Genomic DNA, 12,966 nt, shown 5'->3' with positions numbered 1-12,966 from the left:
GAATATGTTTCTAATAATTCTCAACTAAGATCAAAGTTAAGCTTTATTTTTTTACTTTTCACAATTGACATGCAGGCAAGTATATGCCCCTGCTGTTCTTCTTTTTCCGTAAGGTATTCATTTTCCAGCAGTTCCACTTCTCCTTCTTCCAGAGCACATTCACAACTTCCGCAAATTCCGGATTTGCAGGAATAAGGAACAGGAAATTTCTGTAACAGAAGCTGTTGAAGAATTTTATCTTTATTATCAGGAAGATGGGTGGTATAATTTTTTCCCAACATGGTAAATTCCACTTCTATATTTTTAATAAGAGGAAATTCTTTTTCTACAGGATAAATATCATCATTGAATTCTTCAAAAAGTTCAAAATGAATATTTTTTTTCGGAATTCCATGGTGATAGCAGGCATTAGCCAGGGTCCTGATCATTTCTCCTTTTCCGCAGATCAGCACTTCATCCACAGCGTCCCAGATGGTAGACTCTTCATCTGTATCGTCCAGGTGCAGGATCTGGTTGATAATAAGATTAAGTTTTTTTTCATCCAGCCTGCCATAGAAAAACTGATCCGCTGTTTTTTCCTGTGAGAAAAAATAAAAGATCTGCAGCCTGTCACCACAGGTTCTGGCAAGACTGTCCAATTGATCACGATAGATCAGGTCTTCTGAGCTTTTATTTCCGAAAAACAAAAACAGTCTTGTTCTGTGCTCATTATGAAGGATATTTTTAAAATGGCTTAAGATCGGGGTAATTCCGATGCCGGCAGCAAAAGCCACAATAGTTCTGAACTCACTGGGCTTGGAAACGAGCGTAAATCTTCCGTTAGGCTCACTTACCAGCAATTCATCTCCAGCCTGGTAATTCTGAAACAACTGTGAAGTTGCTCCCTCAGGAGAATTTACTTTTATTCCTAAAGATATTTTTTTCTCATAAGGTGCAGAAGTCATCGAATAGTCATTAATAACATCTTCACCATGAGACTGAAACTTTACACTGACAAACTGACCTGCTTCAAATGTAAAATTTTCTTTTAAATTCTCAGGAATATCAAACTCCAGAGAAAAAGTATTTTTGGTCAGCTCTTCCTTTTTCGCTATTTTTAACCGATGAAACCGTATAAGTTTCCCTTTGTAGATTTGTTGTTCCATAACTTCAATTCAAAAATAGATAAAAAATAATTTATGAAGAAGATAATTTTATCCACTTTAGTCATTACTGCACTTTACAGCTGTAAAAAAGACGGACAAAAAACTGAAGGTACAGCCACTGCAGACAGTCTTTCAGCAGCGCAAAACTCAAATACCGGAAGCCGTCCAAATATTCCGGTGGAAGTTTCTCCCGAAGACCTGAGTAAATACCTGGCTAAAAATAATGATACACTGTACATAACAAATTTTTTTGCAACCTGGTGCGGACCATGCATGAGAGAAATCCCGAGCTTTAAAGATAAAATGGAGCAATTAAAAGATAAACCGGTGAAATTCACTTTCGTCAACCTTGATGAAAGAACAGAATGGAATACTTCCGTTAAGGATTTCGCAACAGAAAATAACCTGGGCGGAAATATCATTTTACTGGACGGACAAAAGCTAAACCAGGATTTTTTCACGAATAATTTCAAACAATGGGACGGCGGATCTATTCCTTTTACATTGATGAGAAAAGGAGATAAAGCCGATGAATATTTAGGAATGATGACAGAAGACGTATTGGATTCAAAAATTAATTCGTTTTTAAAATAAAGCAGACTGCACTCTTTCTGAAACATGTCAACAAGATTTAAAATCCTGTGTTTATTTTTAATTATTGCTATCATTCTGGGAGCAGTCATTAATCTAAATACAGGATTTCTTAGTTTAAATATACAGGACTTTTTCCTGGATTCTTCCCAAAGCCAGATCGCTGAAATACGAGTCAACCGTGTTCTGGTTATGCTGCTGGCAGGAATTTCTATTCCCACTTCAGGCTTCCTGATGCAGGAATACTTCCAGAATCCACTTGCAGGACCGGATATCCTCGGCATTACTTCGGTAGCCAGTTTATCGGTAGCTTTTTATATTTTCTTTTCACACAATATTTTGCTGCCTGAATTTCTTCAGAACAGTTTTCTAAGTTTATCATCCATTGGCGGGAGTATTATTCTGATGCTGTTGCTGTTGTCGATGTCTAATAAGTTTCAGGATAAATCCTATCTTATTATTTTCGGATTTCTGGTATCTGCTTTTGCGGGAGCTATTGTTTCACTGCTTCAGTTTTATGCGGAGAATCAAAGCCTTAAAAATTACATTCTATGGTCGTTCGGAGCTAATAATATGGTGACCAGAAACCAGATCTATGTATTATTTACTTTAGTCCTGATTGGATTATTCTTCTGTTTCAAAACGATCAAACCGCTTATTGGAAATTCATTGGGGACTTCCTACGCACAAAGCCTGGGCGTCAACCTGAGACAGCTGAAGTTTCTGATCATTATTGCTTCTACCCTGCTTTCGGCTTCTATTACTGCTTTTTTAGGACCAATCCTGTTTATCGGAATTGTTGTTCCTCATTTCTGCAGACTGATCTATAATCCGTCTAAACTATGGCAGCAATGGATTCTTAATATGTTTCTGGGAATGCTGATCATGCTTTTTTTCTCTGTGATTGCAGAAAAAACACAGATTCCTTTGAATGTGATAAGCTCTGTATTCGGAATTCCTGTGATTTTGCTGATGCTTTTGAAACAGAATAAGGTGTAACTGTTTTATTCGTTAATCGCTAAGGCGCAAGGTTATTTGCTTTCTTCGTTATTGTAAATTTCCCGCAGATTAAGCAGATAGCGCAGATTCTTAAGAATAATTTTATAACTTTCTCTATATTTATAATAGGATAAAAAATCTCTTTGTGTCATTCCGTAGGAATCTAAACTAACGTTAAAAACAGACTTAATCATTATTTTTAATTCTTATTTTTATAAACATGCATTTACAGATCAGACAAGCCAATATCGGTTACAATTCAATTTTAATTTCCAATGCTCATGCAGATCTTAAATTGGGTGATGTATGTTTATTAATCGGGAATAATGGAGTGGGAAAAACAACGCTGATCAAATCGATTCTCCATCAGGTTCATTTGTTGGAGGGCGAAATATTAATCAATGGAAAAAATGTAAAACATCTTTCTGTAAAGGAAATTGCAGAAAATATTGCCATTGTCTTTTCAAAATCGCTGGTACCGCAGCATTATACGGTTGAAGATCTTATTTCTTTGGGAAAATACATCTACTATCCGTTTTATTTTGAACTTAAAAAGGAAGACCGTGAAGAGGTAAGTCATATCATTGATGAGCTGGAGCTGGGACAATACAGACATACGCTGTTGAAAAATCTTTCGGACGGGAATCTTCAGAAAGCATTTATCGGAAGGGCAATCACCCAGAATTCTCCTGTTATTATCCTGGATGAACCTACTACACACCTCGATGAAAAAAATAAGGTGATCATCCTTAAAACGCTTAGAAAGCTTGCCAAAGAACAAAAAAAACTGATCCTGTTTTCTTCCCATGACTGGCGTCTGGCTAAAGAATTTGCGGATAAAATATGGTATGTAAAAAATTCAAAGCTGTATTCCGGAATTGTTGAGGATATTTTGCTTCAGCATGATGAACTTACGAACGCTTCATTGTTTCAGATCAATGAGAGCTTTATTCCCCCTCATATCTCTGCCCCGCAGTTTCACAAGGAAATGCTGTATTCTTTGCTTCAAAAAAACTTCTCAAAAGACCTTTCTGCCCTTAATTTTGAATTCCAAAACGGTTTTTGGGTAATTACTAAGGATTCCTCAGTATACAAATGTGAATCTTTTGAAGAAATCATTAATTTCATTGTAAACATTTATTAATCTGTACTTTTCTTTGATTATTTCACATACTATGCATGCATAGTATTATGCAAGTCATACAATTTAATCTGTTTATTTTCAGTCCATTAACAAAATTTAACGTTAATAAATACTATGCATGCATAATATTTACTAAATTTGGGTAAAACCATTAGCGCAAAAATGATGGATCATAACAAGGAAAAAATAGAAAACGTAGACTTAATTTTAAAACAGACCTGGTTGGCTGTTTCGAAAATGTACACAGAACTGGCTCAGGAACATGATTCTACAGCAGTACAGGCCCTTACTCTTCTTAAAATTGATCCCAAAGAAGGAACCCGAAGCACGAATCTTGGTCCCAAGATGGCCATAGAGCCTACTTCTTTGACGAGAATCATTAAACTTCTGGAGGACAATGGCTATATCTATAAGGAAAAGACGACCACTGATAAAAGGGAGGTGATCATTAAGCTTACAGATAAAGGGCTTAACTCAAGAAATATGTCTAAAGAAGTTGTGGTCAACTTCAATAAGAAGGTTATGGAGAAAATAGCTCCGGAAAAGATGGAAACATTCAAAGAAGTAATGGCAGAGGTCATGAAAATCGCCAACGAATTATTAAACAACAGGAAATAAATGATATTGAAACCGTAAAGGTTCCATATGATCTCATTAAATAATAAAAATTTACATATGAAAAGAAGAATCAAACATGTAACGGTTCTTGGTTCAGGAATTATGGGCAGCGGTATTGCAGCTCACTTCGCTAATATCGGCGTTGAAGTGTCACTTTTAGACATTGTTCCTTTTGAACTGACTGAGGCTGAACAGAAAAAAGGTTTGACCAAAGATGATAAGGCAGTAAGAAACAGAATTGCTACCGAAAACTTTGAAAAACTAAAAAAAGCAAGTCCTGCACTTCTTTATTCTCCGAAATTTGCAGACAGAATCAAAGTTGGAAATTTTGACGATGATTTACAGAAAATAAAAAATACGGACTGGATCATTGAAGTAGTTGTAGAAAGACTTGATATCAAGAAGTCGGTATACGAAAAGATTGAGCAGTTCAGAAAGCCGGGAACTTTAATTTCTTCTAACACATCCGGAATTCCTATTCATCTACTGACAGAAGGGAGAAGTGAAGATTTCAAAAAATATTTTGCCGGGACCCACTTCTTCAACCCGGTAAGATACCTTCCTCTTCTTGAAATTATACCTACCAACGATACAGATCCTGAGATCATAGATTTCTATATGAACTATGGTGCTAAATTCTTAGGAAAAACTACCGTTTTAGCAAAAGATACTCCTGCATTCATTGCCAACAGAATCGGCGTATTCTCTATGATGGACCTTCTTCACAATGTACAGAAGTTAGGTTTAACTGTTTCTGATGTTGATAAACTGACAGGACCTGTCATCGGACGCCCGAAATCTGCAACGTTCAGAACTGCTGACGTTGTAGGTCTTGATACTTTAGTAATGGTAGCCAACGGCGTTCGCCAGAGCGGTGCTGAAGCCAATGATTTCAATGATGTCTTTGCCCTTCCTGACTACATCCAGAAAATGATGGATAATAAATGGTTAGGTTCAAAAACAGAGCAAGGTTTTTATAAAAAAGTAAAAAATGCTGAAGGAAAATCTGAAATCCACGGATTGAACCTTGATACATTAGAATACGAGCTTCAGGGGAAATCTTCATTCCCTACCCTGGAATTAACAAAGGCGATCGACAAACCAATCGACAGGTTTAAAGTACTGATCGGAGGTAAAGATAAAGCCGGTGAGCTATACAGAAAGTCTTTAGGGGCATTATTCGCTTATGTTTCGCATAAAGTTCCTGAAATCTCTGATGAAGTTTACAAAATTGACGATGCCATGAGAGCCGGTTTCGGATGGGAAAACGGACCATTCGAGATCTGGGATGCCGTGGGAGTTCAGAAAGGTATTGAACTGGCTAAAGATGCCGGATATGAAGTTTCCGACTGGGTGAAAAACGTAGAAACTTTCTACAAAGTGAATGATGAAGGACAAAGCATTTACGTTGATAAAAATTCAGGAGAATACAACAAAATCCCTGGTCAGGATGCCTTCATTATCCTGGATAACATCAGAAAAAATAAAACCCTTTGGAGCAATTCAGGGGCTGCCATTGAAGATCTTGGTGACGGTATCATCAATTTCGAGATCCGTTCAAAAATGAACTCTCTTGGAGGCGAAGTTCTTGACGGATTGAACAGAGCAATTGATCTTGCAGAAAAAGAATACGATGGACTGGTAGTAGGAAATCAAGGAGCTAACTTCTCTGTAGGAGCCAACCTTGCCATGATCCTTATGATGGCTATTGAGCAGGACTGGGATGATCTGAATATGGCTATCGCCTACTTCCAGAAATCAATGATGAGAGTACGCTACTCTTCTATTCCTGTAGTAGTTGCTCCTCACGGAATGACTTTGGGAGGCGGTTGCGAAATGACCATGCACGCAGACAGAGTGGTTGCAGCAGCAGAAACTTATATCGGTCTTGTAGAAACAGGTGTTGGGGTAATCCCTGGCGGAGGCGGAACGAAAGAGCTTACTCTGAGAACCTCCAGAGAGTTCCACAATGATGATGTTAAAAACAACAGACTTCGCGATGCCTTCATGAATATCGCTATGGGTAAAGTAGCCACTTCAGCCTATGAAGCGTATGATATGGGAATTCTTGAAAAAGGAAAAGATATTGTTTCCGTAAGCAAAAACAGACAGATTGCAGAAGCTAAAAAAGTAGCCAAACTATTGGCAGAACAGGGATATACCCAACCTATTGAACAGAAAGTAAAAGTTCTTGGTAAAGATGCATTAGGAATGTTTTATGTAGGAACAGACCAGATGTTAACAGGAAACTATATTTCCGCACACGATAAAAAGATTGCAGACAAATTAGCCAACGTAATGGTAGGTGGAAATTTATCTGAACCGACTGTAGTTACCGAGCAATACTTATTGAATCTTGAAAGAGAAACATTCCTTCAGCTTTGCGGTGAAAGAAAAACTTTAGAGAGAATTCAGTATATGTTGCAAAACGGAAAGCCTTTGAGAAACTAACGGGGAGCTCCGTAGGAGCGAACTGTTAATAGCAGAATAATTTTAAAAGTTGGAGAGCCTCGTAGAGGCGGCCTGTTAATTTATGGCAAATACCTACACTCAGATTTATATTCAAATTGTTTTCGCTGTAAAAGGAAGACAAAATCTGATTTCAAAAGAAAACAGAGAAGAATTACATCGGTTTATTACAGGTATTGTTTCCAATAGAAACCAAAAATTATTCGCAGTTTTTGCAATGCCGGACCATGTCCATATTCTTGTAAGTATGAATCCTGCACTTTCGGTTTCAGATTTAGTAAGAGATATTAAAGCGGGTTCTTCAAAATTCATCAATGAAAAAGGATGGATCAATGGAAAATTCAATTGGCAGGAAGGGTATGGAGCTTTTTCTTATTCTAAAAGCAGTGTTGATTCTGTTGTAAAATATATTTTAGATCAGGAAGAACATCATAAAAAGAAAACTTTTAGAGAAGAATATCTGGATTTTATGTCAAAATTTGAGATAGAATATGATCCCCGATATTTATTTGAATGGATTAATGATTAACAGGTCGCTCCTACGGAGCTCCACAAAAGCATAAACAAATATCTATGAACAGTTTACCTCTACGAGGCAAAAAATTCTTAAAACAATTTAATTAAACAAAAAAATGAAAACAGCATACATCGTAAAAGGATTCAGATCAGCAGTAGGAAAAGCACCAAAAGGTTCTCTGCGCTTTACACGTCCTGACGTAATGGCGGCTACCGTGATTGAAAAATTAATGGCTGAGCTTCCGCAATTAGATAAAAACAGAATTGATGACCTTATTGTAGGAAATGCAATGCCTGAGGCCGAGCAAGGGCTAAATGTAGCCCGTCTGATCTCCTTAATGGGATTAAATACAGATAAAGTTCCGGGAGTAACCGTAAACAGATATTGTGCATCAGGAAGTGAGGCTATTGCTATTGCTTCTGCAAAAATACAGGCGGGAATGGCAGATTGTATCATTGCCGGAGGTACTGAGTCCATGTCTTATATTCCGATGGGTGGTTATAAGCCGGTTCCCGAAACGGATATTGCAAAAACCAACCCTGATTATTATTGGGGAATGGGTTATACTGCTGAAGAAGTAGCGAAACAATACAATATTTCAAGAGAGGAACAGGATCAGTTTGCTTTTGAATCTCATATGAAAGCTTTAAAAGCTAACCAGGAAGGAAAATTTGCCAATCAGATCGTTCCGATTCCTGTACAATATAATTTCCTGGATGAAAACCAGAAAATGCAGACTAAAAAGTTTGATTTCTCTGTTGATGAAGGACCAAGAGCTGATACTTCACTGGCTGGTCTGGCAAAACTCAGACCTGTATTTGCCAATGGAGGAAGTGTAACAGCCGGAAACTCTTCTCAGATGAGTGACGGAGCAGCTTTCGTCATGGTCATGAGCGAGGAAATGGTAAAAGAATTAGGGTTGGAACCGGAAGCAAGATTGGTAGCTTATGCTGCTGCAGGTCTTGAACCGAGAATTATGGGTATGGGACCCATCTATGCTATTCCAAAAGCATTGAAACAGGCGGGATTAGAATTAAAGGATATTGATTTGATCGAGCTTAATGAAGCTTTCGCATCTCAATCAGTAGCAATCAAAAAAGAACTGGGTTTAAATCCTGAGATTCTAAACGTAAACGGGGGGGCAATTGCTTTAGGTCACCCACTGGGCTGTACAGGAACAAAACTGACGGTTCAGCTTCTGGATGAAATGAGAAGACGTGGAAACAAATACGGAATGGTTTCTATGTGTGTAGGAACTGGACAAGGAGCGGCAAGTATTTTTGAACTTCTTTAAAATAAATTGGGAAGACTGAATTTTCTTTCTTCCCAAATTTTAATTTTTTATGACAAACAAAGTATCTTTTTTTTCTCTTTTTGTGGTCATTCTGGTGAATTCTCAGCAGAAAAAAACGACGTATTTTGACAAATCCTGGAAAGAGACAACAAAAGATAAAGCAGCTTTTTACAGACCTGCTCCTGTTATATTAAATGATTCAATAGAATTTATCCGGGATTACTTTATCAATGGAAAACTACAGTATCAGGGATATTCTTTGAAAAAAGAAAATGATAAAAAAAGTATTGGTTCAGAATACTGGTATGACGAAAAGGGGTTTGACAACGGCTCAAAATATTCCCAAAGTAGTTTTAAAAATGTCAAAGATTTAGAACTTAAATTTTACTATCCGAACGGAAAACTCTGGAAAATTCAGAAACCGGATGGAAAAAAGGCATGGGAAGAAATTTATTTTGAAAACGGAAGTCTGAAAAGTAAGGATTCGGTAGATTACCAATCAAGAACTTCCGATACTGAAAAGGTATATTGGAACAATAGTAACACCCTCGCCTATGAGAAATTTTACAATACTGAAAAGCAGCTGGTTAAAATAAGAAATTATAAGCAGGATGGAACTCTGATCAGTGAAATAAATGCTGATAATATTATTGATGGCTATGTAATTAATCATGAATATTTTAAGTATGACATCCTTAATGGATTTGCCGTTGCTTCTGAAAAGCTTTCATTGAATGATAAAATATCTGTAAATCAATCAATTGATTTTCCCGGAGCTCATTTTATAGTATATGGTAAATATTCAGATATTCTTCAGAAAAAAGGAGATGAATATACTTTTTATACCTATAAAAGCTGGATTTCAGATGATCAGCGAAAAAACAGGGCATATACGGAACTGGAAAATGATGATAGAATTTTTAAACTCAAAGATATACAGGACTATTTAGGTGAAGAAAGTTTTCTTTTAGATGTTAATAAAATTAAAAAAGAAACTATTGGGAATTTTAAAAAAGAGATAACCAAAAAAGTCTTCAGCTATTATGACAAGGGCGAAGAATTATTATATAAATATTTTTTTCCTACCCCTGAAATAATGAGCAAACAAGTATATAAGTTTGAAGATAATGAGGCCAATGGATTTGGATATCATGAAACCGGTAAGGATGACCATGAAAAAAAATGGAGACTCTATTATTCGGAATCCTACCCGGCTTTCATATTTAATTTTCAAACCGATAGACCCATTATATCTTTTAAAGATTCATCAGAAAATTTCTTTATACCTCTTGAGGATGGATATTTATTAAATAATATCAATGTAAAGGCAGCAGATAAATCAGACAGTAAGGTTGATCATCATCTCGATGTTCAGAAGCATTATACCATTGTCGAAGAAAATGGCAAAAAGAAATTGTATTCAGTATTTGGAAATCCGATCATTTCAGACCGTTATGATGAAATTTTAATGAATGATTATTTTATTATAACTAAAAAAGGTTCCGATTATTCCATTTACGATTCATTTCTTAATAAATTGAATATCAACAATATAAAAAGTGTTCATCTAAAAGGTGACTATATTAATGTTTTATATGAGGGAAAAGTAAGAAGTCTCAATTCATCATTGGAAGATACTTTACCTAAAAAATATTTTTATATGACATGCAGCCAGGATCCGAATACCTATTATAAATTTTCCCCGGCTTATGATAAGAATTCAAAACGAGATGTAATTGTAAGAATAAGAAACAGATGGGATTCTTCTGAAACAGAATCATATGCTCTAAAAAATCTGCCTCAAAAGGCAAAACTAAATTATATCTATAATGACATAAAAGCAGGCAGAAAGGATATTCTACATTATTTTAAATACGATGATTATGATATTGAAGATTTTTTTATAACAGCAGAGTATCAGGGTAAAAAAGGACTTTTCTCTTTTGATAAGGAAAAAAGAAATTTTGTAAGAGACTCAAGAATAACAATTAAAGATAGAGAATTTGAAAAAAAATATTCTGAGATCACCCAGCAGGCACGTTTCAGCAAATATGATAAGGAGGATGAGGATGATCGTAAATTCAGGTATTATGATTTCAATTATGAACTTGATGCTATTACCCTATTACCAATGCAATATGATGATATTATTTTCAGAGATGAACTGATCATTTTTTACAAAGACAAAAAATACGGAGTTTATAAACTCAGCAAAGAACCAAAATACAAGAAAACAGGAATCCGAAAAGATAACTTTTTGGAAATAACAAACGAAAAAAATCAGCAAGGCTGGCTTGATCTTGCAACAAACACTGAATATTATAATTAAAAAATAAAAAATAAATATGGCTACACTAAAAGGAGGTGAATTCCTAATCAAACAAATTCCTGCAAACGAAATTTTCAGCATTGAAGAATTGAATGAAGAACAAAAAATGCTTCGTGATTCTGCAAAAGAATTTATAGACAGAGAAGTAGTTCCTCAAAGAGAGCGTTTCGAAAAGAAAGACTACGCATTTACGGAAGAAACAATGCGTAAACTTGGTGAAATGGGTATGTTGGGAATTGCAGTTCCTGAAGAATACGGAGGTCTTGGAATGGGCTTTGTGACTACAATGTTAGCTTGTGATTACCTATCAGGAACTACAGGTTCATTGGCAACGGCTTATGGAGCACACACCGGAATCGGTACCCTGCCGATCGTTCTTTACGGAACTGAAGAACAGAAGAAAAAATATCTTCCGGACTTGGCAACAGGAACAAAATTCGGGGCTTACTGCTTAACTGAGCCGGATGCTGGTTCTGACGCAAATTCTGGAAAAACAAAAGCTAAGCTTTCTGAAGACGGAAAACATTATATCATCAATGGTCAGAAAATGTGGATCTCTAATGCAGGCTTTGCAGATACATTCACTTTATTCGCTAAGATTGATGATGATAAAAACATCACTGGTTTCGTTATTAACCGTTCTGAACTTGAAAATCCTGAGAGCTTAACTTTCGGTGAGGAAGAACATAAATTAGGTATCCGTGCATCTTCTACCCGTCAGGTTTTCTTCAATGATATGAAAGTTCCTGTGGAAAATCTTCTGGGAGAAAGAAACAATGGTTTCAAAATCGCTCTGAATGCATTGAACGTTGGCCGTATTAAATTAGCGGCAGCTTGTCTGGATGCCCAGAGAAGAATCCTGAATCATTCTATTCAATATTCTAACGAAAGAAAACAGTTTGGTGTTTCTATCTCCACTTTCGGAGCAATCAGAAAGAAACTGGCTGAAATGGCAACCGGAGTTTTCGTAAGTGAGGCTGGTTCTTACAGAGCTGCTAAAAACATTCAGGATAAAATTGATGAATTGGTAGCAGGTGGTTTGGATCACCAGGCTGCTGAGCTTAAAGGTGTTGAAGAATTCGCTGTAGAATGTTCTATCCTTAAAGTATTCGTTTCTGACCTTGCACAGCACACTGCTGATGAAGGGATCCAGGTATACGGAGGTATGGGATTCTCTGAAGATACTCCTATGGAAGCAGCATGGAGAGATTCAAGAATTTCAAGAATCTATGAAGGAACTAACGAAATCAACAGACTATTAGCAGTAGGAATGCTGATCAAGAGAGCAATGAAAGGTGAATTGGATCTTTTATCTCCTGCAATGGCAATCAGCAAAGAACTGATGGGAATTCCTTCATTCGAAGTGCCTGATTATTCAGAATTCATGAGCGAAGAAAAAGCCATTATTGCTAACCTTAAGAAAGTATTCCTTATGGTTTCCGGAGCTGCTCTTCAGAAATATATGATGGATATTGAAAAGCAACAGCACTTATTACTGAATGCATCTGAAATCCTTAACCAGATCTATATGGCGGAATCTGCAGTATTAAGAGCAGAGAAACACTTCTCCCCTGAATCTGTAGAAGCAGCTATGGCTCAGTTAAACCTTTATAAAGCAGTTGAAAAAATCATCGTTGCAGCTAAAGAAGGAATTATTTCTTTCGCTGAAGGAGATGAGCAGAGAATGATGCTGTCAGGATTAAGAAGATTCACGAAGTACACCAACCATCCGAATGTAGTAGCATTAACTGAAAAAGTGGCGGCTCACTATATTGAAAAAGGAGTTTATTAGTCTTTATAACATAAATTTGATTTAAAACGTCCCGTTCCTGGGGCGTTTTTTATATATTTAATTATAAA

General features: G+C 36.4%; 10 protein-coding genes. 9 read left to right on the top strand and 1 reads right to left on the bottom strand.

Going from position 1 to position 12,966, the window contains the following annotated elements:
- Positions 1-20: 20 nt before the first annotated feature.
- Complete coding sequence (locus BBI00_RS04645; RefSeq protein ID WP_065397672.1) at positions 21-1,145, bottom strand: ferredoxin--NADP reductase; 1,125 nt, start codon at positions 1,143-1,145, stop codon at positions 21-23.
- 33 nt (positions 1,146-1,178) lie between these two features.
- Between BBI00_RS04645 and BBI00_RS04640 the strand changes: the two genes are divergently transcribed.
- The 9 genes from BBI00_RS04640 to BBI00_RS04600 all read left to right on the top strand — a co-directional run bounded on the left by BBI00_RS04640 (position 1,179) and on the right by BBI00_RS04600 (position 12,898).
- Entirely contained in the window at positions 1,179-1,739 is a 561-nt protein-coding gene (locus BBI00_RS04640; protein WP_065397671.1) for a TlpA family protein disulfide reductase, read from the top strand.
- Positions 1,740-1,763: 24 nt separating this feature from the next.
- Positions 1,764-2,735: an iron ABC transporter permease gene (locus BBI00_RS04635; protein ID WP_065397670.1), complete on the top strand. Its 972-nt coding sequence runs from the start codon at positions 1,764-1,766 to the stop codon at positions 2,733-2,735.
- 220 nt (positions 2,736-2,955) lie between these two features.
- Entirely contained in the window at positions 2,956-3,879 is a 924-nt protein-coding gene (locus BBI00_RS04630) for an ABC transporter ATP-binding protein (RefSeq protein ID WP_065397669.1), read from the top strand.
- A 165-nt stretch (positions 3,880-4,044) separates the two neighbouring features.
- The gene (locus BBI00_RS04625) at positions 4,045-4,497 is read left to right on the top strand and encodes a MarR family winged helix-turn-helix transcriptional regulator (RefSeq protein ID WP_065399617.1); all 453 of its coding nucleotides are present in this window, start codon (positions 4,045-4,047) and stop codon (positions 4,495-4,497) included.
- A 57-nt stretch (positions 4,498-4,554) separates the two neighbouring features.
- A complete protein-coding gene (locus tag BBI00_RS04620; RefSeq protein ID WP_065399616.1) occupies positions 4,555-6,948 on the top strand; it encodes a 3-hydroxyacyl-CoA dehydrogenase/enoyl-CoA hydratase family protein in 2,394 nt (797 codons plus the stop codon).
- An 82-nt stretch (positions 6,949-7,030) separates the two neighbouring features.
- Positions 7,031-7,495, top strand: coding sequence for an IS200/IS605 family transposase (tnpA, locus tag BBI00_RS04615; protein WP_065397668.1), 465 nt, complete (start codon positions 7,031-7,033; stop codon positions 7,493-7,495).
- A 103-nt stretch (positions 7,496-7,598) separates the two neighbouring features.
- Positions 7,599-8,777, top strand: a complete 1,179-nt coding sequence (locus BBI00_RS04610) for a thiolase family protein (protein ID WP_065397667.1) — start codon at positions 7,599-7,601, stop codon at positions 8,775-8,777.
- A gap of 49 nt (positions 8,778-8,826) precedes the next feature.
- Positions 8,827-11,106 carry a hypothetical protein gene (locus tag BBI00_RS04605; protein ID WP_065397666.1) on the top strand — a complete coding sequence of 760 codons (2,280 nt, stop codon included), beginning with the start codon at positions 8,827-8,829 and terminating at the stop codon, positions 11,104-11,106.
- A 16-nt stretch (positions 11,107-11,122) separates the two neighbouring features.
- Complete coding sequence (locus BBI00_RS04600) at positions 11,123-12,898, top strand: acyl-CoA dehydrogenase family protein (RefSeq protein WP_065397665.1); 1,776 nt, start codon at positions 11,123-11,125, stop codon at positions 12,896-12,898.
- Positions 12,899-12,966 lie beyond the last annotated feature (68 nt).

Origin of the sequence: Chryseobacterium arthrosphaerae (assembly GCF_001684965.1) — a bacterium.
GTDB lineage: Bacteria > Bacteroidota > Bacteroidia > Flavobacteriales > Weeksellaceae > Chryseobacterium > Chryseobacterium arthrosphaerae.
The sequence above is the reverse complement of the archived record's forward strand: the minus strand, read 5'-3'. Positions and strand labels throughout refer to the sequence as shown.

Excerpts from the sequence above, each read along its gene's own strand:
- BBI00_RS04600 (WP_065397665.1), top strand. The coding sequence starts at position 11,123 with ATGGCTACACTAAAAGGAGGTGAATTCCTAATCAAACAAATTCCTGCA.
- BBI00_RS04645 (WP_065397672.1), bottom strand. The coding sequence starts at position 1,145 with ATGGAACAACAAATCTACAAAGGGAAACTTATACGGTTTCATCGGTTA.
- BBI00_RS04620 (WP_065399616.1), top strand. The coding sequence starts at position 4,555 with ATGAAAAGAAGAATCAAACATGTAACGGTTCTTGGTTCAGGAATTATG.
- BBI00_RS04610 (WP_065397667.1), top strand. The coding sequence starts at position 7,599 with ATGAAAACAGCATACATCGTAAAAGGATTCAGATCAGCAGTAGGAAAA.
- BBI00_RS04630 (WP_065397669.1), top strand. The coding sequence starts at position 2,956 with ATGCATTTACAGATCAGACAAGCCAATATCGGTTACAATTCAATTTTA.
- BBI00_RS04640 (WP_065397671.1), top strand. The coding sequence starts at position 1,179 with ATGAAGAAGATAATTTTATCCACTTTAGTCATTACTGCACTTTACAGC.
- tnpA (WP_065397668.1), top strand. The coding sequence starts at position 7,031 with ATGGCAAATACCTACACTCAGATTTATATTCAAATTGTTTTCGCTGTA.
- BBI00_RS04605 (WP_065397666.1), top strand. The coding sequence starts at position 8,827 with ATGACAAACAAAGTATCTTTTTTTTCTCTTTTTGTGGTCATTCTGGTG.
- BBI00_RS04625 (WP_065399617.1), top strand. The coding sequence starts at position 4,045 with ATGGATCATAACAAGGAAAAAATAGAAAACGTAGACTTAATTTTAAAA.
- BBI00_RS04635 (WP_065397670.1), top strand. The coding sequence starts at position 1,764 with ATGTCAACAAGATTTAAAATCCTGTGTTTATTTTTAATTATTGCTATC.